This window comes from Pseudomonas sp. 1928-m (assembly GCF_029269135.1).
GTDB lineage: Bacteria > Pseudomonadota > Gammaproteobacteria > Pseudomonadales > Pseudomonadaceae > Aquipseudomonas.
The window spans coordinates 138,526-163,607 of the sequence record NZ_JARIXO010000007.1 but is presented as its reverse complement, the minus strand read 5'-3'; the positions used below and the strand labels follow the sequence as shown (position 1 = coordinate 163,607).

The following is a 25,082-nucleotide window of genomic DNA, read 5'->3' as shown; positions in this document are numbered from 1 at the left end:
AGGCCCGTCAGCAGAATTTGAACTCCCAACACAGGAGTTCAGCCCATGAAAACATTCAAGTCGCAACTCGTTACCGCTGCCTTCGCCCTGACCAGCACCCTGATGGTAAGTGTCAGTCAGGCTGCCGAGGCAACGCCTTCGGTGGTCATCGTACACGGCGCCTTCGCCGACGGCTCTGACTGGGCCAAGGTAGTGCCGTACTTGCAGGCCGAAGGGGTTGCGGTGACGGTCGTACAAAACCCGCTGACCTCGCTGGCCGATGACGTTGCCGCCACGCAGCGCGTGCTGAACAACCAGCCAGGCAACGTGGTGCTGGTCGGCCACTCCTGGGGCGGCACGGTGATCAGTGAAGCCGGCGCCCACGAGAACGTCAGCGCCCTGGTGTACGTCGCCGCCTTCGCACCTGATGCAGGCCAGTTCAGTGGCGAACAAGGCAAGGGCGCGCCTACCCCGCCTGGCATCAGCCAGATCAAGGCTGACGGCAACGGTTTCCTCTACCTGACGCCAGAAGGCATGGCCAAGGACTTCGCCCAGGATCTGCCGGCGGCACAGACCGCTGTGATGACTGCTACCCAAGGCCCGATCAAGGCATCGGCCTTCGATGATCGCACCACAGTCGCTGCCTGGAAGACCAAGCCGTCCTGGTACCTGCTCGCCACTGACGACCGCATGATTCACCCCGACGTACAGCGCTCCAGTGCCAAGCGTATCGGCGCCACCCTGAGCGAAGTAAACGCCAGCCATGTGCCGCAGCAGTCGCAGCCGGCCGCAGTGGCCAAGGTGATTCTCGAAGCAGTACGCAGTGTCGATGCGCAGTGATTGCGGTTCACCGATAAGGTGCATAAAGCGCGGTAGTACGTAGGGTGGGTTAGGCCGCGCCCGCTCCCGGCGGACTTACGGCATTCACCCCATCCATGGGGATTGCGCGAACCGGGATCAGATAAACACCACCGACGCTCAACGCGCCGTAACCCACCATGGCGGTCTACCGGCAAGCCGCAATGGTGGGTTACGCGGCGCTCGAATTACGTGGCGTTCCCATAACCGCCGACGCGCCGCTAACCCACCCTACAAAATCGGCCTGCACAGATAATGGCTACATAGCCAAAATTAAGCGCTTAACCTCTCCCGTAAGGACTCGCAGCCACTGCATAGTTTCAGCAGTAGGCTGTGAGCAGGCGCTACGCTAGTAGCGCTTTATGCAATTCTTAAAGCCAATCTCGACGTTGGGCGGTGAGTGTGGATAGGTTTCAGGAGATGAAGGTGCTGCTGGCCGTTGCCGAGGCGGAAAGCTTTGCCGGTGGCGCCAAGCTGGTGGGCATGTCGCCGCCCAGCGTGACCCGGGTAATTGCCGGGCTGGAGAAGCGCTTGGGTACGCTGCTATTGGCGCGCAGCACACGCAGCCTGCGCCTGACCGAGGCGGGGCGGCGTTATGTGGAGGACTGCAAACGCATCCTGCTGGAGCTGGAAGAGGCCGAAGAGTTGGCCACCGGCAGCAGCATTCGGGCACGGGGCAACCTGACCGTGACGGCGCCGGTGATGTTCGGCGAGCTGTACCTGATTCCGCTGATTACCGAGTACCTGTCGGCCCATCCACAGGTGACGATCAATGCGCTGTTGGTGGATCGCCTGGTAAATATGGTGGAGGAGGGCGTGGACGTCGCCATCCGCATTGGTCAGTTGCCGGAAACCGGCCTGCAGGCCATCAAGGTCGGGCAAATCCGCCCGGTTATCTGTGCCGCGCCGGCCTTTCTCGAACGCTTTGGCCGGCCGCAAGAGCCCAAGGAGGTGCTGGCCGCGCCTATCGTGATGTCGTCCGCCAGCAGCCTACTTACCGATTGGCAGTTCAACCTGGGCAGCAGCTCTCTGACCCTGCACCCCAAACCGCGCCTGCTGGTGAGTTCCAATCAGGCGGCGATCAATGCCGCATGCCTGGGCTGGGGGCTGACGCGGGTGCTGTCGTATCAGGTGGCCGAGCGGGTGGCCAAGGGTGAGTTGGAGATCATCCTCGATAGCTTTGAAGCCGCCGCGCTGCCGGTGCATGTGCTCTATCAAGGCGGCGGACGGGTGCCGGCCAAGGTGCGTACCTTTGTCGACTTTTGTGCCAGTCGTTTCCTGCAGGACCCGGCGCTGCAACAGGTCGGGAGCGCCTAGCGCATGAGCCGCTATCAGCAGATGCAGGTGTTCGCTGCGGTGGTGCAAGCCGGTAGCCTGGCAGCGGCGGCGCGCCAGCTGGCGCTTTCCCCTGCGACCATCATGCGCAGCATTGCCGCACTGGAAGCACGGCTGAACAACCACCTGCTTATTCGTGGGCCGCGCGGCGTCGAGTTGAGCCCGACGGGCGAGCAGTTTGCCGTTAGCTGTCGGCAGATTCTCGAACAAGCCGCGGTTGCCGAACGCTCCGCCGCCGGCCTGCATGCATGCCCTGCCGGTCGCTTGACCCTGTCGTTACCGATGCTGATGGATCAGCAGGTATTGATGCCTATCGCCCTCGACTATCTGGCAGCGTTCCCCGACGTGCAGCTGGTTACCCGGGCCAGCGAAGGCGTGCCAAAACTGCTTGAGGAAGGCATTGATATCGCCCTGGTGGTGGGCCATTTGCCGAACTCTTCCGGCTTCGCCATGCCGGTGGGCAAGGTGCAACCGGTTGTCTGCGGCGCTCCCGGTTACTTGGCAAAGTGGGGGCGCCCGCAGACGCCGGACGACCTCAAAGCACACCGCGCGGTATTGACCACAGCCAGCGGCCAGCACAACGAATGGCGCTTTCGTTACGAGCGCGCCACGCGCCTGGTGAGGCCCGCGCCAGTGCTGACCTGCACCACCCAGCGCGCGGCCATCCATGCCGCAACCCTGGGATTGGGGCTGATTCGCTGCATGAGCTACGAGGTGCACCATGAAGTGCGCAGCGGCTTGCTTGAGCCGGTATTGAGCGGCTTTGTTAGCCAGGACCTGCCTGCACAGTTGATCTACCGCGACGGCCGCCGGGCCGAGGCACGGGTGCGCACTTTTATCGACTTCGCCACGCCCAGGCTGCGCGCTCATCCGGCATTTCTTGGCTAACAACCGCATTCTTTTACAAAACGAAATTATGCATTGCTCTGCATGGTGATTCTGCTTAGCCGCGAGTGAGCGCAGCATGAACCTACCAGCGCAAAAGCCGCCAACCCGGTTTGACGCCGCTGACTACCCTGACCCCACACGGAGCCGCACCATGTCTCAGCCAGCCATCAAACTCTATCGCCACCCGCTTTCTGGCCACGCCCATCGCGTTGAACTGCTGCTCTCACTGTTAAAGCTGCCCACCGAATTGGTGTTTGTCGACCTGGCCAACGGGGCGCACAAGAAGCCTGAATTCCTCGCCATCAACGCCTTCGGTCAGGTGCCGGTTATCGACGACAACGGCACCATCCTCAGCGACTCGAATGCCATTCTGGTTTATCTGGCCAAGAAATATGGCAACGGTGCCTGGTTGGCTGAAGAGCCCCTTGCTGCTGCGCGCATTCAGCGCTGGCTGTCGGTGGCGGCTGGCCAACTGGCTTACGGCCCGGCATCGGCTCGGTTGATCACTGTGTTCGGCGCGCCATTGAATGCCGAGGATGTGATTGCGCGCTCCCATGCCTTGCTCAAAGTGATGGACAGCGAACTGGCCGCCGCGCCTTTCCTGGCAGGTAACACAGCGACCATCGCCGATGTCGCCAACTACACCTACATCGCCCATGCGCCGGAAGGCAATGTCTCGCTTGAGGCCTACCCGAACGTGCGCGCCTGGCTGCAGCGGGTCGAAGCATTGCCCGGTTTTGTGCCTATGCAACGCACTGCAGCAGGCCTGCAAGCAGCCTGAGTCGCCGCAGGCTGCCGGGCTTCCCGGCAGCCCTATCGAGGAGCGCACAGCATGGATCATCTGCCCAAACACCGCCGCTCACCCTGGCATGCCGGGGAAAAAACGCTTCAGGAAACCTACGGCGTCTCCGAACGCATGGAGGTGATCGGGCAGAAGGTCATTCGCGATTACATGCCCGCCCAGCACCGCGAGTTCTACCAGCAACTGCCGTTTATGCTGGTCGGCGCGGTCGATGCACAGCAGCGGCCCTGGGCGACCCTGCTTGAGGGGCCGGAAGGTTTCGTCACCTCGCCCGATCCGCAGCAGTTGCTAGTGGCCGTACAACCCGATGCGCAGGACCCGGCCGCTGCCGGCCTGCAAGCTGGCCAGGCCATCGGCCTGCTCGGTATCGAACTGCATACGCGGCGGCGCAATCGCATCAACGGGGTGATCCAGCAGGTCTCTGCCGCTGGCCTGGCCGTGGCGGTCGAGCATTCCTACGGCAACTGCCCCAAGTACATCCAGGCCCGCAGCTATAGCCGCACTACGGCGCCGCTGAAGCATCGCGCTGCACGCGAGGATTTCACGGAGTTAAATGCCCGCACGACTGAGATGATCCGCGCGGCTGACACCTTCTTTATCGCCAGCTACTTCGACCATGACGCGCACAGCCGCTCGGTGGACGTGTCGCATCGCGGCGGCCGCGCCGGCTTTGTCAAAGTCGAAGGCAATCGGCTGACCATCCCCGATTACGCCGGCAACCTGTTCTTCAACACCTTGGGCAACCTGCAGGCCAACCCTGTCGCCGGCTTGCTGTTTGTCGATTTCACTACGGGCGACCTGCTGCAACTCACCGGCCGCACCGAGCTGATTCTCGATAGCCCGATGATCCACGCCTTTGAAAGTGCCGAGCGTCTGTGGACCTTCGAGGTTGAGCAGGCGGTATTGCGCCCGGCTGCCGTATCGCTGCGCTGGGAATTTCACGACTACGCGCCGACCAGCCTGGCCACCGGTAATTGGGCTGACGCGGACGAGAAACTGCGCCAGAACGAGCAACGCCGACAGTGGCAGCAATGGCGCGTGACCCAGGTGCAGCAGGAGAGCCAGGACATCCGCTCGTTTTATCTCCAGCCGCTGGATAACGCGGCGGTGGCGTTCACCCCTGGGCAGCATATGCCGCTACGCCTGCAAACAGCTGGCGCTGAAGTGTCGCTGATCCGCACCTACAGCGTTTCCAGCGCGCCGTCTGACGGGCATATCCGCATCAGCGTCAAAGCCCAGGGGCCGGCCTCGTATCACCTGCACAAGCAGGTGCAGGTGGGCGATGTGCTGGAGGTTCGCCCGCCCATGGGCAGCTTCACCCTGATTGAGGAAAGCGAGCGCCCGGTGGTGTTGATCGCTGCTGGGGTCGGCATCACGCCCTTGCTCTCGATGTTCCGTGAGCTGGCCGCGCAGAATGTGCAGCAGCAGCGGCAACGCCATGTGTATCTATTCCAGAGCGCCAGAACTCTGGAGGACTTGCCGTTCCAGGCCGAACTCAAGGCGCTGCAGCAACGTGATGCCGAGCACCTGCATATCCACCGCGCACTCAGCAGCCCAGGAACTGAGGCGGTTGTTGGCCGTGACTTTGAAATCGCCGGCCGCCTCGACTTTGCCCAGGTCAAGGCGCGGCTGCCGCTGGATGACTACGACTTCTACCTGTGCGGCCCCGGCGGTTTTCTGCAGGCCATGTACGACGGGCTGCGGGCGCTGAATATTGTCGATGAGCGCATCCACGCGGAAGCATTCGGCCCCTCGACGTTGCAACGCTCAGCGGTTGAACAGTCGGCTGCACCGATTCAGCTGCCCGCCGCCAGCGTGCCGGTGCCGGTCTATTTCGCCTCGTCGGCAAAAGAGGCGCGCTGGGCACCAGGCAGCGGCAGCCTGCTGGAACTGGCGGAAAGCCGTGGCTTGAACCCCGACTTCAGCTGCCGGGGTGGTTCGTGCGGCACCTGTAAAACGCGCCTGGTCAGCGGCAACGTGCATTACCCCAACCCACCGGCACAACTGCCAGAAAGCGGCAGCGTGCTGATCTGCTGCGCCGTACCGGCGGAACTGGACGGCGCTATCCAACCCCTGGTGCTTGATCTCTAGCGAGGTGCTGCGACATGAACAGCGAAATACTTGGCGGCTACGACTCGCCCGCAGCGTTGCGGGAAACGCCAGGGGAGTGGGAGGTGAACTATCTGCTGCCACAAATGCTGCCCGGTGCGGAGTACCCGACGTACGCCACGACGGCGTGGCTATCGCACGGATTGAGGCAGCTGTTCGCCGCGTTGCGGGCGCCAAGAATGCCTCCCCGTTGGCTCAGTCGACGCGCTGTGAGTGCGCAGCCATAACCCGTTATCGCTCTCTCCATTTACAAAAAACAGGAGCAATCGCCATGTCTAACGCTGAAATTCGTCAACCGATTCCGCCCTTTACCCGCGAGTCCGCCATCTTAAAAGTCCGCCTCGCCGAAGATGGCTGGAACAGCCGCGATGCGTCGAAAGTAGCCCTGGCCTATACGCCGGATACCCAATGGCGCAACCGCGCGGAATTCGTTACCAGCCGTGCCGAGGCGCAGGCGTTTTTAGAGCGCAAATGGCGCAAAGAACTGGAGTACCGCTTGATTAAGGAGCTGTGGGCCTTTACCGATAACCGCATCGCCGTGCGTTATGCCTACGAATGGCACGACGACTCAGGCAACTGGTTTCGTTCCTACGGTAACGAGAACTGGGAGTTCGCCGAAAACGGCCTGATGGCTCACCGCTTTGCCTGCATCAACGACCTGCCCATTGATGAGTCCGAACGCAAATTCCGCTGGCCATTGGGCCGTCGCCCTGATGACCATCCGGGACTTTCGCAGTTGGGGTTGTAGGTTCAGTCGACTTCGGATGGTTAGTATTGCGCGGATGTGGGTGGTTGCCAGCTACCGGCCAGGCTTTGTCATTACGCCCCGCGAGTCTGGTTGCTCCCTCGGAACGCTTGTGAGAGGTTGAGGTGAGGTTAATTTTCCAGGGAAGATCATGGGCATTCGATCAACGGAAACAAAAGACTGGATGCTTTTAAAGCAAGTCCGACTCGCCGCACTTTTGGACACGCCAACGGCGTTTGCTGTGAGTTATCAAACGGCCGCCGCATACAGTGACGAACAGTGGAAAGACAGAGCCTCATCGGCCGGAACAGAGTTCTGGCTGGCCTTCGAGCAAGACCGACCTGTCGCCATGGTGGGTGCTGTAGTCAGTGGCGCGCAGCGCTTTAGCCTGATTGGGATGTGGGTTGAACCTGCTGCACGAGGCTCTGGTGTGGCCACTCAACTGGTCGAAGCAGTGAAAAATCGCGCGACGGAGAAAGGTTTTGATCGCGTGTATCTGGAGGTCTCCACCGATAATGCAAGAGCCTCGAATTTCTATCTGAAACAGGGTTTTACTTTCCTGGATGAATGGGAGCCGCTAGACAGTCATCCGCATATTACGGTTCAGACAATGCTTTGGATTGAACGCTGATTTACAGCGCTCCCTATTAAATAGAACAAGGAATCCCCCGGCTTTGCCGGGTGATACTTAGAGGCACGACGACTCAGGCAACTGGTTTCGCTCCTACGGCAACGAGAATTGGGAGTTCGCCGAAAACGGCCTGATGGCCCATCGCTTTGCCTGCATCAACGACCTGCCTATTCAGGAATCCGAACGCAAATTCCGCTGGCCCTTGGGCCGTCGCCCTGATGACCATCCGGGGCTTTCGCAGTTGGGGCTTTAACGGCAATCGACCTAAGCCACTCGAGTAAGACAAAACGGGATTGACGCCTTGCGCGCCAATCCCGTTTTTGCTTTCAGGCTCGTGATAGAGGCGTCATCAGGCACTTCGAACCAATGGAATCGACAGCAGCGGTAACGCTTAGCAGGGCTGAGTCGTCATAGACGCGGCCGGTGAAATGTAACTTTTCGCGCTGTGTACGCAAACGGACAGAACTCCTTGGCGTTTATCGCCATGATGCCATCGGCCTGCAAAAGAGAGCTGTGCCGTTGCTCAAAGGATGCTATGTCGACCGCTGCCAATCCACGCGAAAACCACCTGTTGGCCGCCCTACCTGACGAGGAGCTAGGACGCCTGCTGCCCTTTCTCGAACTGATCCCATTACCCAGCGGCACTGTGCTGTACGGGCCTGGGGAGCCCATGCGTTATCTCTATTTCCCAATCGATTCTATTGTTTCGTTGTTGTACGGCGTCGAGGATGGTTCTTCGGTGGAAATCGCCTTAGTCGGTAATGAAGGCGCAGTGGGCATGGCCTTGTACATGGGCGGCGAGACCACCCTCAGCCAAGCTATCGTGCAGAGTTCGGGCTCGGCCTACCGCTTGAAAGGGCAGGTGCTTATGTCGCCCTTTGATCACGCCGCCCCGCTGCAACAGTTACTGCTGCGCTACACCCAGGCGCTGCTTACGCAAATGGCCCAGCGCCTGGTGTGCGTCCGCGTGCATTCATTGGACCAGCAATTATGCCGTTGGTTATTGCAGTGCTTTGATCGCTTGCCGGTGAATCAACGACGGATGACTCAAGAGTTGATCGCCAGCATGCTCGGGGTGCGGCGCGGCGGGGTGTCCGAAATGGCCGGAAATCTCCGGCGCTCCGGGCTCATCAGCTACAGCCGTGGTTGTATTACGCTGCTCGATCGGCCGGGTCTGGAGGGGCGTTCCTGCGAGTGTTATGCGGTGGTTAGAAACGAGTTCGAGCGTCTGTTTCCGAGTGCCTTGCGCGCCGCGCAGCTGATAAAAACGGACTGATTTATTGCCCATCAGGGCTGCCGGTGGGCTTCGCTGCACTCAGCGCCGGCCTACCCATTGCCTACAGCTCCTGACGGGCTCACAGTTTTGCGTTTTCAGCCACCCTGCAAAGGCGGCGTGCGTGGTGGCACCAGACGCTTCGAGCCGGTGGACTCGAACGCGGCGGCAAAGCGCAGCAGGGCTGAGTCGTCGTAGGCGCGGCCGGCGAAGGTTAGGCCTGCGGGCATACCGATGTCGGCCATTACGCCCATCGGCACGGTGACGGTGGGTACGCCGAGGTGACGGATGGCCAGGTTGCCGTTGGCTACCCAGACACCGTTGCTCCATGCGATGTCCGCAGACGCGGGGTTTACATCGGCATCCGCCGGGCCGACATCGGCGACGGTGGGGAACAGCACGGCGTCGAGGCCGAGTTGGTCCATCCAGTCTTCCAGGTCGAGTTTGCGGGTGTGTTCCAGGCCGCGCAGGCCGTCGGGCAGGGTGTCGATCTGCTCCCAGGTCTTCAGGCCGCGCTTGGCCATATTGACGTATTCATCCATGCCGGCGGCCAGGTCGCCTTCGCGATTGGGCAGGGTGCCGGGGTCGTGGGGGAAAATCTGCGGGCCGTCGACGTCGGCGAGTTTGTTTAGCTTGGGGTCGCCATTGGCGCGCAGAAAGTCGTCAAAGGCCCAGCCGCTCAGTTCCCACAGTTCATCATGCAAAAACTCCGGGGTGACGATGCCGCGGTTGTATACGGTCGGCGCGCCGGGGCGGTCGCCTTCGCAGTTGGACACCAGTGGGAAGTCCACTTCGATGACTTCGGCGCCGGCGGCTTCCAGCGCCTTGCGTGCGGTTTCCCACAGGTCGATCACTGAGGCGCGGGTGTGGATGCGTTGACCAGTCGGGCCGCCGATGCCTGGGTTCTCGCTGGTGCCGGCGGCGTCATCCTTGTTGATAAACATACGCGGCACGCCAAAGCGTTTGCCGGCCAGAGCATCGGCCTTGGCGGCCAGGTCGGCATAGACGGCGGGGCGCACGTCGGAGGCTTTCGGGATCGCCACCCAGGGCTGCAGGCGCCAGAGGTCGCCACGGTTGTCCGGGTCATCGGCGACCACGATGTCGAGCACTTCGAGCAGATCGGCCATGGTCCGCGCGTAGGGCACCACCACGTCCATGGTCGGCGTCAGTGGCCAGTTACCGCGCACCGAGATCACTCCGCGCGACGGCGTGTAGGCGCACAGACCGTTGTTCGAGGCTGGGCCGCGACCGCTCGACCAGGTTTCTTCGGCCAGGCCAAAAGCGGCAAAGCTCGCCGCTGTGGCGGTGCCGGCGCCGTTGGATGAGCCGGAAGCGAAAGGCGCGGTGAGGTAGCCGGCGTTGTACGGGCTTTCCGCACGGCCATAGACGCCGCGCTGCATGCCGCCGTTGGCCATGGGCGGCATATTGGTTTTGCCCAGGCAGATGGCCCCGGCGCCGCGCAAGCGCTCGACGGTAAAGGCATCGCGATAGGCGACCAGGTCCTTAAAGGCCGGGCTGCCGGAGGCAGCGGTCAGGCCCTTGACCAGGTAGCTGTCCTTGGCGGTGTAGGGTATGCCGTCGAGCGGGCCGAGGGTCTCGCCACGGGCGCGGCGCGCATCGGAGGCCTGGGCTTCCTTGAGCGCATCGGGGTTGCGCACGACGACTGCGTTAAGTTGGGTCGGCGTCCCGGCGGCGTCGTAGGCATCGATGCGGGCGAGGTAGGCCTGCACCAGTTCGACCGCCGTGGTCTGGCCTGCTTCGAGCGCGGCGCGCAGTTCGGCAATGGAAAGCTCGGTTACCTCGATCATGCTGTCACCGCTGGCTGTTGCAGAAGGTTGTTCATATCGGTTCTCGTGGCACTGTTGTGTTCGCGTTGAATTAGGTCGCGGGCAGTTATTTTAGCCGCGTGCCGGGGTTACCAAGCCCTTGATAACTGCCGGGCGGGCGACAAAGGCTTGCAGCACCCGCTGCACATTGCTGAAACGCTCGAACTCCACCAGCTCGCCAGCTTCGTAGAAGCCCACCAGGTTGCGCACCCAGGGGAACACGGCGATATCGGCGATGCTGTAGTCCTCGCCCATGATCCAGCTGCGGCCTTGCAGGCGTTGATCAAGGACGCCGAGCAGGCGCTGGGATTCGGCGACGTAACGGTCGCGCGGGCGTTTGTCCGGGTAGTCCTTGCCGGCGAATTTATGGAAGAAACCCAGCTGGCCGAACATCGGGCCGATGCCGCCCATCTGCCATATCAGCCACTGCAGGGTTTCGTAGCGCATGGCGGGGTCTTGGGCCAAGAGCTGGCCGGTCTTTTCCGCCAGGTAGATCAGTATCGCCCCGGACTCGAACAGTGCCAGCGGTTTGCCGCCGGGGCCGTTGGGGTCGAGGATCGCCGGGATCTTGTTGTTGGGGTTGAGCGAGAGGAATTCTTCACTGAGCTGATCGTTAGTGTCGAAGCTGACCAGGTGCGGCTCATAGGCCAGGCCGATTTCTTCGAGCATGATCGAGGCCTTGACGCCGTTGGGCGTGGGCAGCGAATACAGCTGCAAACGCTCGGGGTGCTGGGCGGGCCATTTTTGCGTAATGGGGTAAGCGGCAAGGGCTGACATGGGCGCTCCGGATTAAGGTGGCGAAAGGCTCAGGATAACGGTGATTGGCCATTTGGTCAGGTTGCAGATTTTTCCCCGTGCGCAGAAATCGGTATGGTTGGGGCCATCTCACCCCCCGTCCACTGGAGAACCCCGATGAGCTTGCACGGCGAGTACGACAACCAGAATATCTTTGCCCAGATCATTCGCGGCGAAGCCCCTTGCTACAAGTTGTACGAGGATGAGGATGTGCTGGCCTTCCTCGATGTGTTTCCGCAGTCCTTCGGCCATACCCTGGTGATCCCCAAGCGCTCGGCGGCGCGCAATATTCTGGAAATTGATGCCGACAGCCTGAACAAGGTGATGGCCGTGGTGCAAAAGCTCACGGGGGTGATCGTTGAGGAACTTGAGCCTGCCGGGGTGCAGGTGGCGCAGTTCAATGGCGCGCCGGCCGGGCAGACGGTGTTCCATATTCACATGCATATCGTGCCGCGCTATGCCGGCGAGACGCTCAGCGTGCACGCCGGCGGCAAGGCGACTCCTGAAGAGCTGGCGGCGCTGCAGGCGCGTCTGCTCAAGCGTATCGCCGGCTAATAAAACCCTGGTTACGGCGGCGCAAAAGTCTGTACTTGAGGCCGGCCGCGCCAGGGGCAATACTCAAGCCGTTTTGGCTGTTCCCCTTTGCTGTTTTCTGCGCCCATGGAGGGCTTCCATGCGTCATATGCGATTGATTTGTGCCGTTTTACCGCTGTTGCTGTTGGCCGGCTGTTCGTCCTGGAAGCCCGCGCCAGAGAATGTAAAAGCCGTGCCGGCGGATCGCTTGCTGGGCTATCAGGAGCCGCTGGGATTGGGCGGGCAGTTGCAGGTCGATCGCGATATAGGCGGCATGGGGGCGGGCTGCTATGTGGCGGTGCTGGTCGACCGCAAGGTGGCTGCGCGCATCGGCGTGGGTGAGCAGGTGCGTTTTCAGGTGCCGGTCGGCACGCGGGTGTTGAGCATCGGTATCGACGAGATGGACGACACCCTGTGCGGCATGGGCCGTCTGCGTCGTGAGCTGGCGGTGAAGGTTGAGCCGGGCTCGCAGCAGAACTTCCGTATCGTCAGCGATAACCGCAAAGGTTTCGACATCCTGCCGATTACCCAGTAACGCGCCTCGCGCCGGTGCCTGCCCGTCAGGTGCCGGTGTGCTCGCTCAGCAACGCTTCCAACCACTGCATAAATGCCCGTACCCGCTGCGGCTGATGACGGCGCTGGGCATACAGCAGGCTGATCGGCATGGGCGGCGGCAAGTAGTCTGGCAACAGGCTGTGCAGCTGCCCGCTGGCCAGCAGCTCGCTAACCCCGATCAGCGGCGCCTGAATAATCCCCAGGCCGCCCAGGCATGCGCCTTCATAGGCATCGACGTTATTCACCGTGATATTTCCCGTCATCGGCAGTTGCTGCAGCGCGCCGCCGGCCAGGTATTCGAAACCGTCTGAGCGACTGCCGAGCACCGGCACGTAATGGATCAGCCGATGCTGGGCCAGGCCATCAAGGCTCTGCGGCGTGCCGTAGCGTGCCAAGTAGGCGCCGCTGGCGCAGTTGACCATCGGTAATTGGCCGAGCGGTCGGACGATCAGGTTGGGCTCGTTGACCACGCCGATGCGCAGCACGCAGTCGAAGCCTTCGCGCACCAGATCGACGCGCCGATCACTGCTGCTGATCTCCAGTTCGATACCTGGGTGCTGCGCGGTAAATTCCCCCAGCCGTGGTGCCACCAAGCGTCGCGCCAGGCCGGTGGGCATGTCGATGCGCAGGCGGCCGCTCAGCTGCGCGCCGTCCTGGCGGAACAAGCCTTCCAGCTCATCCATATTGGCCAGCATGTCCTTGCTGCGTTCATACAGCACCAGGCCGTCCTGAGTCGGTTGCACCTTGCGCGTGGTGCGGTGCAGCAGGCGTGTGCCGAGCAGGGTTTCCAGGCTTTGCACCTGCTGCGACACGCTCGACCTGGGCAGGCCAAGGCTGTCGGCGGCCTGGGTAAAACTGGCCAGCTCACTGACCCGGACAAAGGTGCGCAGCAGTTCCAGGGTATTCATGGGCAGCAGCTCCGCTGAATTGTTCGTGATTGATGATCAGTGTTTTCAATTTTTCTGAGTTTATCCAGTTTAAGTCGAGCAATAACCTGTGCTTACTGATTTCAACCACGGCACTGCTAATCAACTAAAGGGAGCACGCACATGACCCGTAAAATCGCACTGATCACTGGCGCAAGCCGCGGCCTGGGGCGCAACACTGCCCTGCATCTGGCGGCGCAGGGTATCGACATCATCGGCACTTACCACAGTCAGGCGGCGGATGCGCAGAGCCTGGCTGCCGAGATCGAACAACTCGGCGCGCGTGCGCTGATGCTGCAACTGGATGTCAGCCAGAGCAGCAGCTTTGCTGCGTTTGCCGCAGCAGTGACGGCGGGGCTGCAGAGCACCTTCGGCCGCAGCGATTTCGACTTTCTGATTAACAACGCCGGTATCGGCATCCACGCCAGCTTTGCCGAAACCACTGAGGCGCAGTTTGATCAGCTGGTGAATATTCAGCTCAAGGGGCCGTTCTTCCTCACCCAGCAACTGCTGCCGCTGATCGCCGAGCAGGGCCGCATCGTCAATATTTCCACCGGTCTGGCGCGTTTCAGCCTGCCGGGTTATGCCGCCTATGCGGCGATGAAGGGTGGCATCGAGGTGTGGACGCGCTACCTGGCCAAGGAGCTGGGGCCGCGTGGTATCAGCGTCAACGTGCTGGCCCCGGGCGCTATCGAGACCGACTTCGGTGGCGGCGTGGTGCGCGACAACAGTCAGGTCAATGCCTTTATCGCCGCCAATACCGCCCTGGGCCGGGTCGGCCTGCCGGACGATATTGGCGGCGCGATTGCCATGTTGCTCAGTGACGGCGGCCGCTGGATCACCGGGCAGCGGATAGAGGCATCGGGTGGCATGTTCCTCTGAGAACCTACTTACGATCTGCTGCGCGTCGGCGATACGGCGTTAGAAATGGCCTCGGGCTTGCTCATTTACAACCAGTAAACTCCGCGCCCTCGGTCATTTCTGCCTTGTCTCGCTCTAGCTCGCGAGATCGTAAACAGGTTCTGCCGCTTGCCAACATATGATGTGCGCTGGCGCTCAGACTGGCGGCAATCTATTGCTACGTATGGCGGCGCGGGGAAGTGGCAAGGGTAGAATCCGCTCGGTTAATTAACGGAGACGGGTCGTGAAGGGATTGCCGATTGCCATTGTTGGGGCCGGTACGGCAGGGTTGGCCACGGCGTTGTTCCTCGTCCGCCAGGGTTTCAGCGTGCGCCTGCTGGAGCGCGTGCCGGAGCTGCAGCCGGTGGGGGCCGGGGTGTTGTTGCAGCCCTCGGGGCTGGCGGTGTTGCAGCAACTGGGGTTGTTTGCCGAGTGCAGCGGTTTGGGGGCTGCGGTCAGCCGCTTGTACGGCACCTCGGCCAATGGCCGGGTGATTCTCGATACCCGTTACGCGCATTGGCAGCCCGGCAGTTTCGGCATGGGCATCCATCGCAGCGTATTGCTCACGGCCTTGCTCAACGCGGCGCGGCAAGCTGGGGTGCAGATTGAAACCGGTGTGCATATCAGCCGTTTCAGCCAGTACAGCAACCATGTGCAGCTCTACCGTCAGGACGAGCAGGGCGTCGAGCAGCCATTCGGCGAGTTCGCCGCGCTGGTGCTGGCCGATGGCGTGCGCTCGGCTCTGCGTGGGCAGATGCAGGTCAAACAATGGTTGCAGCCTTACCCCTGGGGCGCGCTGTGGAGCATTGTGCCGACCCCGGCTTCCTCGCCAAACGCGCCGGATGCCACGGACCTGCGCCAGTGGTATCGGGACTGCGCGCAGATGTTCGGCATCATGCCCACTGGGCGTACTCACCTGAACCGCGAGCAGGCCCTGAGTAGCCTGTTCTGGAGCCTGCCGGTGGCGCAGTTCAGTGCCTGGCGCGAAGCCGGCTTGGCCGCCTGGAAAGCCCAGGTACGGCAACTGGCTGGCAGCGCCGCCGAGCCCTTTATTGAACTGATCGAACGCCCCGAGCAACTGAGCCAGGCGGTGTATGCCGATGTACGTATGCAGCAGTGGCACGACGGCCGGGTGATCGCCATCGGCGACTGCGCCCACGCCATGAGCCCACAACTGGGCCAGGGCGCCAATATGGCCCTGGTGGATGCGGCTGCTTTATCCGCTGCGGTTACCGCACAGAACGCAGCGACGGACTGCGACTGGTCAGCAGTATTCGCCGCCTATGCCAGCAGCCGACGTGATCACCTGCGCTACTACCGCCAAGCCAGCCGCCTGCTCACGCCACTGTTCCAATCCCACAGCCGCAGCCTGGCCTGGTTGCGTGACGGCGTGCTGTTACTGGCGCGCCACAATCCGCTGGGCCGCGCGCATGCGGTCAGCACCCTGGTGGGTGGGCGCAGTGGTTGGCTGCTGGCCGGTGCCGAACGACCGTTGCAGGTCTGGAATGGGCAGCCGGAAGTTACAGCTCTAGGTGAGATTACTACTGCTTCACAGGCTGGGCAGCTGCCGGTGGTTTGAGCTGTGCGTGACGTACTGCGGGCGCTGAACACTTTGTTAAGCTGCCCGCCAATTTCAATTTGTAGCGAGGGATCGCCGTGTCGTTCCGTGTTGTGCTGAGTGGCCGGGCCTTGCCTGGGTATACGCCTGAGCAGATTGCTCAGCATCTACAGACGCAGCTGAAGTTCTCCGAGGCCCAGGTGAAGGCCTTGCTGCCTCCTGCTCACCGAGTGGTCAAAAGTGGTCTGGATCGGCCCAGTGCCGAGCGCTGGTGCAGTCGGTTGCAGCAGGCAGGCCTGGCCGTCTCGGTCGAGGAAGTTGCCGCGCCTGCGGCGGTCGACCCTCTGACGGTTTTGCAGGAACTAGCCCAGAAGGGGCTTAAGCGCGCCCGGCCCAGCCCGGCCTACGCCTTGCAGCTGTTTCTGGTCACGCTCTGCTGCCTGCTGGTGCCGACGCTTTATGCAGGGCTGGTGATTGGCCTGGGCGTGGGGCTTGCCTGGTACCTGATGCATATCCACGAATACCTCGGAGGGTTGCGCAATATCTGGTTGCTGCTTTGCATCTATGGCGTACCCGCAATCAGCGGCGGCATTCTGCTGCTGTTTATGGCTCGGCCATTCTTTCTACCCAGCCAGCGTGGTGATGAACCGCTGGAACTGGACCTGGCCTGCGAACCGCGTTTGCAGCTGGTAATCAACCAGTTGTGTCAGGCGATTGGCCTGCGCCCGCCGGTGGCGGTGCAGCTGTCCAATGAAGTGAATGCCAGCGTGCATTTTGAGAATGGCTGGAGCGGATTCTTCTCTGGCCGCAAGGTGCTGACCATCGGCATGCCACTGGTTGCCGGGATGAGCGTGCAGCAGTTTGTCGGCGTACTGGGGCACGAGTTTGGCCACTTTGCTCAGCGTCTGGGCATGCGCTGTAACTTCCTGGTCAATTCGGTCAATGCCTGGCTGGAAGTGCGCAGTAATAGCCGCGACCCTTGGGATGATCGCCTGCAGGAATGGCTGGAAAACGATCCCTGGTGGATTCTGCAGCTGGCAATCTGGGTGGCGCAGCAAGGTATCGAGTTGTCGCGGCTGCTGATGCGTGGCTGTTTCTGGCTGAGCTTTCGCCTGTCCCGCTCATTGTCGCGGCAGATGGAGTTCGACGCCGACCGCTACGAGAGTTTGCTGGCCGGTAGTGCGGCGTTTCGTGGCAGTGCCTTGCAGCTGCGTGCGTTGTCCTGGGCCTGGCGTGAAGTGGATCAGCAGAATTCCCGTACCTGGCGCGAGCGTCGTCTGCTGCGCGATATGCCGCACGCCACTGCCGAAAAGACCTCCAGCATGAGCCAGGCCACTCGGCAGCAGATGGAGCAGAGCCTCGAAGAGGGCAGTACCCGCTACTGGCACACGCACCCTGCCGATCTGGCGCGTATCCAGCACAGTGAAGCCCTGCAGGCGCCCGGCTACTTGCATGACGCCCGGCCGGCGGCAGTTCTATTCGAGCACTTCGCCGAGCATTGTAAGAGTGTCACCGAGGCTTACTACGCGGAGCTGGGTCTGGAGTATGACGAGCAGCAGTTGCAGGACAGTCAGCAGATCTTCCAGATCAGCGCTCAGCGTGAAGAGGCGCTTGATCAGCTCTGGGAGTGGACCGGCCGGCAATGGCGCAATCTGCCCTGGCTGGCGCTGCACCAGCCGGTTCAGGCGGCCCATGCCACGCTGGGCTGGCAGGCTGTGATTGACGAGTTGCGGCGCCTGTCTCCGGAAATTACCCAGGCCTGGACTCAGGCTGAGGCGCAGGAAGACCAGCGAGTGGCGCTGGCCTGGTGTGGTGAGTTGCAGCGCAATGGCGTGAATTCGCGGCTCAGTGAGAGTGAGGCGTTTGATGCCAGCAAGCACCTGCCGTTGTATCAACAGATTGACGCCGGTAAGACCCCAGCGCAGCTGCAGTTACTTCAGGCCGCTTCGTTATACCGGCGCCGCCTGGAACTGAGTTTGGCGGGTGCAACCACTGTGCTGCGTGAAACCGCCCGTCTGGCGCTGCATTTGAGCAAGCTGTATGTCGACTATGCGCGCCTGCTGGAGGCCCGTGAGCTGGCCGAACGCTTGCTGGATTGGCATCAGCAGACTCCCGACAGCCTGACTGAGCGCTTGAGCCAGGACGCCTTGTCACGCTATCAGGATCTGGCCCTGCGCTTGCTCAAAGCGGCGGATCAGATTCCACAGACCTTGCTCGATGGCAGCACTCTGGGCGGTTATCTGCGCCTGCGCTGCCCACGGCTGAATGCCCAGGCCGGCGAGCCGGTCGAGTTCCTACGCAATAGCGCGACGCTGATCGACAGCCTGGCCTATGTGCACCGTCGGGCCATGGCTGACCTGGCCAGCTATGCCTTGCAGCGTGAGCGCGAGCAGGGGCTGCGTGGCATTCGTCTGGTGCTCAAGGTTACGCAAGCGGTTTGAGTTGTCAGTCCTGTTGCAGATTGCGCAGTTCCTGCTGGCTGAGCTCCAGCCATTCTTTGTGCAGTGTGCGGTAGTGTCTGGCAGCGCGGCGGGCGTAGGTCTGGATCTGTTGTTGCATTTCACGCGCTTCACGTTGGCGGCCCAAGCTGCGCAGCAGTAAAGCGTAGCGATAGGCGGCTTCGGGGCCGGCGTAGTAGCTACTCAGCGCTTGGTATTCCTCTTCGGCCTTGAGGGTTTCGCCCAAGGCTTCGAGCGTACGGGCATAGAGCAAGTGGCCGTCGGCTGAACGGAAGTCTGGATTTTTGTTAATCAACTGCTCAAGGCTTTCGCGGCAGCCGGCGAAATCGTCGTGGGCAAAGCGGGCCTTGGCCAGGCCGAGAAGAATATCCGGCGCGTCGCTGTGAATCCCCCGCAAGGCTAGCTGATAGTGCTTGGCCGCTTCTTCGGCCAGCCCCATACGCAACAGCTCATCGGCCAGATTGACGCGCGTGTCGCGGGTGTCACGAATCTCCAACTCATCACGCAGGGCGCGCAGGTGGCGCTCGGGGTCGATGCTGTCGTGCAGGCGGTTGATGGTGCGACGCCCACGGTGACTGCCGAGCATGTCGGGCAGCATGATGCCGAGGAAGTAGATCAAGCAGCCGAGGCCCGGCAGGGCGATGATCAAGTAGATCCAGTAGCGTTCCTGACCACTGCGCACTACGTGCAGACCACAGGTGACTTGGCAGGCGATAACCAGCAGAGCGAGTAGGGGCATGGTGATGATCCAGTCCTTTGGAAATAGAGATAAGTCGCGCAAACGTGGCTATCAGATCACGGATGATAGCTGCTTGTCAGGCGCCGCCATGGTCGCTGTGGCGTGGATCACAGTGCGCCTGGCTACTGTTTTGTGGGCGTTATTCTCCGTGTCTTGGGTTTACTGCATCCCCGGCAGAAAACGCTCCAGTAAATGCTGCGCCTCACCGTTTTCCTGTTGCTCGATGATGATCTGGTTAAGTCGGTTGATCAGCTCGTGGGCGCGCGGTGAGCCTTTGCTGACCATTAAGTAGAAGGTCTTCTGTTGCGGTAGCGGCAGAGGCGTGAGCTGCCCCGGATCGCTGTAGGTGCCGATGGCAATGCCGCCGAGCAGGGGTTCGATCTCGCTGGGGAAGAAGTCACAGCGCTGGCGGTCGAGCATCTCAAGGTTCTGTTGAATGGTCGGTAGTCGCTCCAGGGGCCAGTCAATCCCATAGGGTTGGTAATTGAAACCGATCACGCCGCACACCTTGAACTGGCGTAGGTCATCAGGCAGTGCCAGTTGCGGCGGCTCGGCAAAGCGTTTGCGCGAATAGAACAACCCCAGGCGGGTTTTGTAGAGCGGTACGCTGTAGTAGAGAAAACCGGCGCGGGTGCTGTTGAAGCTGGCGTCCCAGGTCATTTCGCAGCGGCCTTTGCTGGCGAAGTCGGCCAGTTCCTGCTGGGCGCGAGCCCAGGGCATGTAGTGGATGCGGTAATCCAGGCCGAGGTTTTCCAGCGCCTTGAGCACTAGGGTGGCGGAATAACCGGTCAGCCGGCTTTGCTCTGGTTCGCCGTTGACCCGCTCCCAGAAGCTGTACGGCGGCCACTCGTAGCTGTCGCCCAGGCAGATCTGCACTGGTTGTTCGATGGCGTGGACGTTGATGGCGACGCTAAGGGCAAGCAGTGCCAGGCTAATACGCATGTAAACCTCCCATGCAGCTGACGGCGATTTGAGTGTTATTAGCGTAGTTGAGACGCGGAGAGGGCGGTCAATGATCTGCCCGTGATTGCGCTGTTTTACCGCCCTCCCGGTTACCGCGATTACAGCTGCTCTGCCAGCGCGCTCTGGTTATCCGCGACGAATCTGGCCACTTCGGCATCGCCTTGATGCAGTTTTTCGAAGCAGTGCTGGTGCAGTACGGCATACAGGTATTGCGGGTCGACTACTGGGTCTTGCGCGTTGTGCAGGCCGGCGGTGCGGGCGGCCTGGTCAAGCGTCGTGCTGCAGGCCAGAAGCGCCTTGTCGATCTCTGCCAAGAGCTGCTGTTGTGCGTCTTCCAGCAGTACGCAGAGTTGTTCTTCTTGGGCCTCGGTCATAGCGGTTGTTCCTGGGTTGGATTGAGGGGTGTGCTGTCGAGCGTTTTTAGCTGTTGCAACTGGCGCCGCAGCATCCAGATCACCACCAGGCTCAGGCAGACGTTGGACAGCGGCAGGGCCAGCCATACGCCGTTAAGGCCCAGCAGCAGTGGCATCAGCGCGAGGAAGGGCAGTTGGATCAGCATATTGCCCACCGTCACCAGGGTGGCGTAGCGGGCCTGGCCCATGGCCTGGAAGAAGCTCGCCGCGAGGATGATAAAGCCATCAAGGAACATGGCGAATAGGTGCAGGCGCAGGCCCAATACGCTGGCGTCGAGCAGGGCTGCGTCGCTGCCGCTGAAAATCCCGGCAAACAGCTTGGGCAGGATTAACAGCGCTGCAGTCATCAGTACGCCACTGCCTACCGCCGTGAGCAGACCCAGGCGCAGCACCCGGCGCACCTTGTCCGGCTCGCGGGCGCCGTAGAAGTAGCTGACCAGCGGTTGCATGCCGCCGCACACGCCTTCGGCAAACATGTAGTAGAAGGCCATCAGGTAGCCGGCGATGGCGTAGGCGGCCACCTGCAGGGGGCTGCCGTAGTGCATAAATAGCAGGTTGTGCAGCACCACTACCAGGCTCATGTAGAGGTACATCAGCATGCTGGAGAAGCCGGTGGTGAGGATGTCCAGGCTCTTGCGCAGGTTTAGCGTGCAGGCGGCCAGGGCCATCTGCAGCGGGTTGTGACGGCTGCAGATAAAGCCCAGGCAGATAAGCACCGATAGGCTTTCGCCGATCACCGTGGCCAGGGCTGCGCCGTGCAGGCCCCACTCCAATTTGATGATAAACAGGTAATCGAGCGCCACGTTGGTGAGGGCGCCCACCAGCATGGCCAGGGTCGCCAGGCGCGGTGCGCCGAGGTTGCGCACCAGCAGGGGTAGGGCGATGGAGCCGAATACCAAGGGCGTGGCCCAACCGAGCACCAGCAGGTAGTCGTTACCCAGTTGCGCCAGGTCGTTCTCGGCGCCTTGCATGGCCATAAACGCCGGGCCACTCAGCACCACCAGCACGCCTGTGGGGATGCCCAGCAGTACCAGCAACCATAAGGCTTGCGCCAGATAGCTACGTGCTTCGGGCCACTGTGCGGCACCTTGGGCCAGGGAACATTGAGCGCCGCCGCCCATGCCGATCATCATACCGATGGCCAGCATCAGCCCGGACAGCGGCCAGGCCATGTTGATCGCCGACAAACCGGTGGCACCCATGGCGTGGCCGATAAAGATGCCGTCGACGACCATGTACAGGCCGCTGATCATCAAGGCGGCGATGGCCGGGATGCTGTAGCGCCAGAAGGTGCGGGTGATGCTTTGACTGTTCATAAGGTTTTCATGGGTAAAGGGTTGCGCGGCTGTGTCAGCCGATTTCGAGGGTCTGGCAGGCTTTGGCCAGCAACTGGCTGAGCTGCTGCATTTCTTCAGGGCTGAGGTTCTGTTCAAGGCTGGCGGCGGTTTGCACGTAGACATCGCGCTCTTCCTGTTCCAGCGCATTGGATTTGGCCGTGGCCAGCAGGCGCATGGCGCGGCCGTCGTCACTGCAGGGCAGGCGCTGCAGGTAACCGCGTGCTTCCAGCTTGCTGGCCATGGCACTGGCGCTGGCCTTGCTGACGCTCATGCGCTCGGCCAGTTCGGTCAGGCGCAGGCCGTTTTCGGCGGACATCAGGGCATACAGGTAATCCAGCTCGCTGTTGCTCAGCTCCATGCTGCCGCTGTGCTGGGCGTACTGCCGCCAGTGGTGCCACATGTGCCATTGCAGGCGTTTAAGGCTGTCGGTGATGGGCATGCGTGCTCTCCGTTATATTTCGTTAGGCTAACTAACTATATGAAGTGTAGCAAGCCTGCAGTTAATCGACGGTTGCCTGTGTAGGGCTTGAGGTCAGCGGTAGCGGGCGAGTATGTCGTCGAATTCGCCAGCCTGTTTCATCTGCACCATGGCGCGCAGCAGGGCCATGGTCGGGATATCCACGGCGTCGCGGACGATACAGGCGATAGGGTCGGTAGCCACTTCGCTAAGCAGGTGCAGTTTTTCCCCGGGTGCTTGGTGGCGGTTGAACCAGTGCAGCGAGAGTTCGTTGCTGATGGCGTAGCGGTAGCGCCGGGCGCTGAGTTTGAGCAGCACCTGATCCTGGGTGCGGGCGTCTTCGCGTTGGATTTGGTTGCTGGCGAACAGCGGTTCCAGGCGCGGGTAGGTGAAGCCGAGGACGGTGCCCAGGCGCTCATTGAGCAGCTGCTCGGGTTGCAGTTTTTCGGCAGTAACGCCTGCCAGCACATCGCGCTGGGTCATAAAAGGCAGGCTCCAGATATAGCGGTAGTGGCCGCTGTTGACCCAGTTCGGGCTGACGTAGCAGCGCACATCGATCTCGCCGCTATCCAATGCATGCTGTACGCGCATGCGCGGCATCACCAGCAGCTCGGCCTTGCGCCCAACCTTGGCGGCCATGCGCTGTTGCAGGTCGACCAGAATGCCTTCCACCGCCTTGCCGTCTTCGATACGCACCATGGGCATGGCCCAGCTGTCGTTGATCGAGAAGCGCAGCGCCCGCTCGGCGGCGAATGAAGCGCCGCTCAATGTGAGCAACAGCAGGGCAGGTAACAGCTTGGGCACCAGGGCAGATCCTTTGCGCTGTGGGCGCTTCAGCGGGTCATCGGCAGGGCGGCGCCCATCAGTGCAAACATCCCGCCGCAGCAACGGTTGAAGCCTTTGCCGCTGCGTTGCAGCCAGGGCCGCACGCGATGGGCCATGCGTGCCAGCAGGTATTCGACGCTGCCTTCGACCACGGCAAAGGTCAGCGCCATGATGGCGAACTGCAGCCAGAGGTCACCGCGCGGGTCGAGAAACTGCGGCAGAAATGCGCCGAAAAACAGGATCACTTTTGGGTTGGAAATGGCTGACAGCAGGCCTTGGCGAAACAGCTTGAAAGGGCTGGTCTCGCTGGCCTTCTCGGCCATCGCAAGGTGCAGGGGCGGCGCGCGCCAGAGTTGAATGCCGAGCCAGATCAGGTAGGCGCCACCGAGCCATTTGAGAATGGTCAGGGCCTGCGCCGAGGCTTGCAGCAAGGTGCCGATACCGAGCATCGACAAGGCCATCAACAGGGTAAAACCCAGCACTCCGCCGCTGACGGTAAACAGGGTTCTGCGATGACCATATAAAGCGCCATGGCTGAGCGCGAGCAGGCCGTTGGGGCCTGGAGTCAGCGCCAGGCCAAATACCGCCGTGACAAAAAGCAGCCAGGTATGCAGAGCCATAAGACAGGTATCCAGAAGCGGGAGAGAGCAGGGCAGAGCCTGCGTGCCTCTGTTTTTTCATGCTGTGACTGGATAGTCAAGCCGCCTTAGGTCGCGTTGGCGGATATGCCGAGGCAACGGCCCCGCCGGTGAAGGCAGGGCCGTCGTTATCAGCGGTTGGCTTCCTTGAAGTTATCGTCGGACGGTTCTTTGCTGTAGGCGCCCTGATCCTGCACCAGTTTCTTGCTGCCATTCATCAGCGTGGTGATGCGGCTGTCGCTGGTTTTCGCCGAGGCGGCCTGGTTGCTGGTGCCGCTGATCAGCGGTGGGTTGCTGCTGAACGACCACAGGTAGTGCCACACGGCGGCATTGTGTTTCTCGGTCAGCTGTGTGGTGTTGAAGTACCAGGGTTTTAACTCGCTGAACGCGGTCATGTTCATCAGCCCGGTGTTGCTGTCGCCGATAAAACCGGTGCTGCTGGCCCCGGAGGTGCGGTAGGTCTCGAAGATCACGCCCTTGGTTTTCAGCTCGCTGACATAGCTGCGGCACACTTCGCCGACCCACTTGTTGCCCAGGAAGCTTTTCGCGTTGTTGGAGTAGAAGGGGTCGAGCAGGGCGACGCGCTTGGGCAGCAGCTTGCTGTTAAGCGTGCCAGCGCTGACTGCATCGCTGATCTTCTTGGTCAGCACGATGGCCATCTGGTTGCCCAGGGAATGCCCGGCAATGCGGATATTGCTGCCGCTGTAGCCAGCGAGGTTGGCTTTGTAGCTGTTGAACAGCAGGTCGCTGGCCGATTGAGTTGGACCGCTGGCGTAAACCCCGCTGCTGTTGCGCCAGCGCATGGCGCGCGGGCCGCTGGCGGTCCAGATCTTGGCTTCGGCATCCTTCACTTCGCCTTCATCGGCGAACTGGTTCCAGTACAACACGCCGACGTTGTAACCGGCGGCGAGCCAAGCGTGGGCCAGATCCAGGTCTGGGCCGCCGGCATCTTTACGGTTGAAGGTTTCGCGATTCTTCTTTTGCGTCGAGCCGTTCTGCCAACCGTGGATATAGATCAGCGTCGGCTTGCTGGCCACGTAATAGGCGTTGCTCTGGCCGGGCACGGCTTTTTGCCAGCTGTCGCCGTAACCGAACCAGTACAGGCCGTGGTCGAGATTCTGGAAGGTGCTGTCGGGGAACACACCCACGGCGGCCTGGCTCAATGGGGCAAAACTCAGCACCAGCAGTAAAAGCAGCTTGCGCATGGCGGAAACCTTTCTTGTTATTAGGGAAAGGCGAGCATATAGATTGTCCGACAATCAGCTATCACCCGGACGGGTGAGGCTGCTCAAGTGCCAGTGCGCGGGCGCTGGCGGGATGTGTCTTGCGCCACGTTGTGAGCATCTTTGCCTCAATAGCCGGCAGCTTGTTGCATCTGGCCTGACGTGCTGAGCGGACGAAGCCCCCCTGGCTGTGGCAAACTCCGTGGCTCGTAACAGGACGTTTCATGGATCGAGTTTGCTGAGCCTGTCAGCCGTTTTTTTGCCCATGGCCTAGC

Annotated in this window: 24 protein-coding genes and 1 pseudogene; 14 read left to right on the top strand and 11 right to left on the bottom strand. The window is 61.6% G+C overall.

The features are described from left to right. Positions 1–45 precede the first annotated feature (45 nt). The 9 genes and pseudogenes from P3C18_RS19030 to P3C18_RS18990 all read left to right on the top strand — a co-directional run bounded on the left by P3C18_RS19030 (position 46) and on the right by P3C18_RS18990 (position 8,623). Positions 46–819: an alpha/beta hydrolase gene (locus tag P3C18_RS19030; RefSeq protein ID WP_275963369.1), complete on the top strand. Its 774-nt coding sequence runs from the start codon at positions 46–48 to the stop codon at positions 817–819. A 438-nt stretch (positions 820–1,257) separates the two neighbouring features. Continuing rightward, positions 1,258–2,154: a LysR family transcriptional regulator gene (locus P3C18_RS19025; protein ID WP_275963368.1), complete on the top strand. Its 897-nt coding sequence runs from the start codon at positions 1,258–1,260 to the stop codon at positions 2,152–2,154. 3 nt (positions 2,155–2,157) lie between these two features. Next, complete coding sequence (locus tag P3C18_RS19020) at positions 2,158–3,060, top strand: LysR family transcriptional regulator (RefSeq protein WP_275963367.1); 903 nt, start codon at positions 2,158–2,160, stop codon at positions 3,058–3,060. 151 nt (positions 3,061–3,211) lie between these two features. Then, positions 3,212–3,841: a glutathione S-transferase gene (locus tag P3C18_RS19015; RefSeq protein WP_275963366.1), complete on the top strand. Its 630-nt coding sequence runs from the start codon at positions 3,212–3,214 to the stop codon at positions 3,839–3,841. A gap of 51 nt (positions 3,842–3,892) precedes the next feature. Then, positions 3,893–5,953: a pyridoxamine 5'-phosphate oxidase family protein gene (locus tag P3C18_RS19010; RefSeq protein ID WP_275963365.1), complete on the top strand. Its 2,061-nt coding sequence runs from the start codon at positions 3,893–3,895 to the stop codon at positions 5,951–5,953. Between the two features lie 289 nt (positions 5,954–6,242). Next, complete coding sequence (locus P3C18_RS19005; protein WP_275963364.1) at positions 6,243–6,719, top strand: nuclear transport factor 2 family protein; 477 nt, start codon at positions 6,243–6,245, stop codon at positions 6,717–6,719. Positions 6,720–6,867: 148 nt separating this feature from the next. Further along, positions 6,868–7,347, top strand: a complete 480-nt coding sequence (locus P3C18_RS19000) for a GNAT family N-acetyltransferase (RefSeq protein WP_275963363.1) — start codon at positions 6,868–6,870, stop codon at positions 7,345–7,347. Between the two features lie 64 nt (positions 7,348–7,411). Beyond that, positions 7,412–7,600 (top strand): annotated as a pseudogene (locus P3C18_RS18995) (DUF1348 family protein); the annotation flags it as partial. A gap of 282 nt (positions 7,601–7,882) precedes the next feature. Then, positions 7,883–8,623, top strand: a complete 741-nt coding sequence (locus P3C18_RS18990; RefSeq protein WP_275963362.1) for a Crp/Fnr family transcriptional regulator — start codon at positions 7,883–7,885, stop codon at positions 8,621–8,623. 95 nt (positions 8,624–8,718) lie between these two features. Here P3C18_RS18990 and P3C18_RS18985 read toward each other — a convergent pair whose 3' ends face one another. Continuing rightward, positions 8,719–10,428, bottom strand: coding sequence for an amidase (locus tag P3C18_RS18985; protein WP_275963361.1), 1,710 nt, complete (start codon positions 10,426–10,428; stop codon positions 8,719–8,721). A gap of 90 nt (positions 10,429–10,518) precedes the next feature. Beyond that, positions 10,519–11,223, bottom strand: a complete 705-nt coding sequence (locus P3C18_RS18980) for a glutathione binding-like protein (protein WP_275963360.1) — start codon at positions 11,221–11,223, stop codon at positions 10,519–10,521. Between the two features lie 135 nt (positions 11,224–11,358). Here P3C18_RS18980 and P3C18_RS18975 point away from each other — a divergent pair, with 135 nt between their 5' ends. Both P3C18_RS18975 and P3C18_RS18970 read left to right on the top strand, forming a co-directional pair. Continuing rightward, entirely contained in the window at positions 11,359–11,796 is a 438-nt protein-coding gene (locus tag P3C18_RS18975; RefSeq protein ID WP_275963359.1) for an HIT family protein, read from the top strand. 127 nt (positions 11,797–11,923) lie between these two features. Then, entirely contained in the window at positions 11,924–12,349 is a 426-nt protein-coding gene (locus P3C18_RS18970) for a 3-isopropylmalate dehydratase (protein ID WP_275963453.1), read from the top strand. 25 nt (positions 12,350–12,374) lie between these two features. On the opposite strand, the gene P3C18_RS18965 is transcribed toward P3C18_RS18970, so the two are convergent. After that, the gene (locus tag P3C18_RS18965; protein WP_275963358.1) at positions 12,375–13,277 is read right to left on the bottom strand and encodes a LysR family transcriptional regulator; all 903 of its coding nucleotides are present in this window, start codon (positions 13,275–13,277) and stop codon (positions 12,375–12,377) included. A gap of 141 nt (positions 13,278–13,418) precedes the next feature. Here P3C18_RS18965 and P3C18_RS18960 point away from each other — a divergent pair, with 141 nt between their 5' ends. The 3 genes from P3C18_RS18960 (at position 13,419) to P3C18_RS18950 (ending at position 18,194) form a co-directional block, all read left to right on the top strand. Beyond that, on the top strand, positions 13,419–14,177 hold the full coding sequence (locus P3C18_RS18960; protein WP_275963357.1) for an SDR family oxidoreductase: 759 nt from the start codon (positions 13,419–13,421) through the stop codon (positions 14,175–14,177). A 262-nt stretch (positions 14,178–14,439) separates the two neighbouring features. Continuing rightward, a complete protein-coding gene (locus tag P3C18_RS18955) occupies positions 14,440–15,774 on the top strand; it encodes an NAD(P)/FAD-dependent oxidoreductase (protein ID WP_275963356.1) in 1,335 nt (444 codons plus the stop codon). 77 nt (positions 15,775–15,851) lie between these two features. Continuing rightward, the gene (locus P3C18_RS18950) at positions 15,852–18,194 is read left to right on the top strand and encodes a M48 family metallopeptidase (protein ID WP_275963355.1); all 2,343 of its coding nucleotides are present in this window, start codon (positions 15,852–15,854) and stop codon (positions 18,192–18,194) included. A gap of 4 nt (positions 18,195–18,198) precedes the next feature. On the opposite strand, the gene P3C18_RS18945 is transcribed toward P3C18_RS18950, so the two are convergent. From P3C18_RS18945 to P3C18_RS18910, 8 genes are all read right to left on the bottom strand, one after another. After that, positions 18,199–18,951: a hypothetical protein gene (locus P3C18_RS18945; protein WP_275963354.1), complete on the bottom strand. Its 753-nt coding sequence runs from the start codon at positions 18,949–18,951 to the stop codon at positions 18,199–18,201. A gap of 159 nt (positions 18,952–19,110) precedes the next feature. After that, positions 19,111–19,893, bottom strand: coding sequence for a transporter substrate-binding domain-containing protein (locus P3C18_RS18940; protein WP_275963353.1), 783 nt, complete (start codon positions 19,891–19,893; stop codon positions 19,111–19,113). 119 nt (positions 19,894–20,012) lie between these two features. Continuing rightward, positions 20,013–20,288: a hypothetical protein gene (locus P3C18_RS18935; RefSeq protein WP_275963352.1), complete on the bottom strand. Its 276-nt coding sequence runs from the start codon at positions 20,286–20,288 to the stop codon at positions 20,013–20,015. Beyond that, positions 20,285–21,643 (bottom strand): MATE family efflux transporter, encoded by a 1,359-nt coding sequence (locus P3C18_RS18930; RefSeq protein WP_275963351.1) that lies wholly within the window; start codon positions 21,641–21,643, stop codon positions 20,285–20,287. The genes P3C18_RS18935 and P3C18_RS18930 overlap by 4 nt, the downstream gene beginning before the upstream one ends. A gap of 34 nt (positions 21,644–21,677) precedes the next feature. Continuing rightward, on the bottom strand, positions 21,678–22,103 hold the full coding sequence (locus tag P3C18_RS18925; RefSeq protein ID WP_275963350.1) for a MarR family transcriptional regulator: 426 nt from the start codon (positions 22,101–22,103) through the stop codon (positions 21,678–21,680). A 93-nt stretch (positions 22,104–22,196) separates the two neighbouring features. After that, complete coding sequence (locus P3C18_RS18920) at positions 22,197–22,925, bottom strand: ABC transporter substrate-binding protein (protein WP_275963349.1); 729 nt, start codon at positions 22,923–22,925, stop codon at positions 22,197–22,199. Positions 22,926–22,954: 29 nt separating this feature from the next. Continuing rightward, positions 22,955–23,566, bottom strand: coding sequence for a LysE family translocator (locus P3C18_RS18915; RefSeq protein WP_275963348.1), 612 nt, complete (start codon positions 23,564–23,566; stop codon positions 22,955–22,957). A 149-nt stretch (positions 23,567–23,715) separates the two neighbouring features. Beyond that, positions 23,716–24,789 (bottom strand): hypothetical protein, encoded by a 1,074-nt coding sequence (locus P3C18_RS18910; RefSeq protein WP_275963347.1) that lies wholly within the window; start codon positions 24,787–24,789, stop codon positions 23,716–23,718. Positions 24,790–25,082: the final 293 nt, after the last annotated feature.

Coding starts and splice junctions, on each gene's coding strand:
- P3C18_RS18990 (WP_275963362.1), top strand. CDS start 7,883: ATGTCGACCGCTGCCAATCCACGCGAAAACCACCTGTTGGCCGCCCTA.
- P3C18_RS19015 (WP_275963366.1), top strand. CDS start 3,212: ATGTCTCAGCCAGCCATCAAACTCTATCGCCACCCGCTTTCTGGCCAC.
- P3C18_RS18925 (WP_275963350.1), bottom strand. CDS start 22,103: ATGCCCATCACCGACAGCCTTAAACGCCTGCAATGGCACATGTGGCAC.
- P3C18_RS18975 (WP_275963359.1), top strand. CDS start 11,359: ATGAGCTTGCACGGCGAGTACGACAACCAGAATATCTTTGCCCAGATC.
- P3C18_RS19000 (WP_275963363.1), top strand. CDS start 6,868: ATGGGCATTCGATCAACGGAAACAAAAGACTGGATGCTTTTAAAGCAA.
- P3C18_RS19010 (WP_275963365.1), top strand. CDS start 3,893: ATGGATCATCTGCCCAAACACCGCCGCTCACCCTGGCATGCCGGGGAA.
- P3C18_RS18930 (WP_275963351.1), bottom strand. CDS start 21,643: ATGAACAGTCAAAGCATCACCCGCACCTTCTGGCGCTACAGCATCCCG.
- P3C18_RS18980 (WP_275963360.1), bottom strand. CDS start 11,223: ATGTCAGCCCTTGCCGCTTACCCCATTACGCAAAAATGGCCCGCCCAG.
- P3C18_RS18915 (WP_275963348.1), bottom strand. CDS start 23,566: ATGGCTCTGCATACCTGGCTGCTTTTTGTCACGGCGGTATTTGGCCTG.
- P3C18_RS18910 (WP_275963347.1), bottom strand. CDS start 24,789: ATGCGCAAGCTGCTTTTACTGCTGGTGCTGAGTTTTGCCCCATTGAGC.
- P3C18_RS18940 (WP_275963353.1), bottom strand. CDS start 19,893: ATGCGTATTAGCCTGGCACTGCTTGCCCTTAGCGTCGCCATCAACGTC.
- P3C18_RS18985 (WP_275963361.1), bottom strand. CDS start 10,428: ATGATCGAGGTAACCGAGCTTTCCATTGCCGAACTGCGCGCCGCGCTC.
- P3C18_RS18935 (WP_275963352.1), bottom strand. CDS start 20,288: ATGACCGAGGCCCAAGAAGAACAACTCTGCGTACTGCTGGAAGACGCA.
- P3C18_RS18945 (WP_275963354.1), bottom strand. CDS start 18,951: ATGCCCCTACTCGCTCTGCTGGTTATCGCCTGCCAAGTCACCTGTGGT.
- P3C18_RS18960 (WP_275963357.1), top strand. CDS start 13,419: ATGACCCGTAAAATCGCACTGATCACTGGCGCAAGCCGCGGCCTGGGG.
- P3C18_RS19025 (WP_275963368.1), top strand. CDS start 1,258: ATGAAGGTGCTGCTGGCCGTTGCCGAGGCGGAAAGCTTTGCCGGTGGC.
- P3C18_RS19005 (WP_275963364.1), top strand. CDS start 6,243: ATGTCTAACGCTGAAATTCGTCAACCGATTCCGCCCTTTACCCGCGAG.
- P3C18_RS18970 (WP_275963453.1), top strand. CDS start 11,924: ATGCGATTGATTTGTGCCGTTTTACCGCTGTTGCTGTTGGCCGGCTGT.
- P3C18_RS19020 (WP_275963367.1), top strand. CDS start 2,158: ATGAGCCGCTATCAGCAGATGCAGGTGTTCGCTGCGGTGGTGCAAGCC.
- P3C18_RS19030 (WP_275963369.1), top strand. CDS start 46: ATGAAAACATTCAAGTCGCAACTCGTTACCGCTGCCTTCGCCCTGACC.
- P3C18_RS18965 (WP_275963358.1), bottom strand. CDS start 13,277: ATGAATACCCTGGAACTGCTGCGCACCTTTGTCCGGGTCAGTGAGCTG.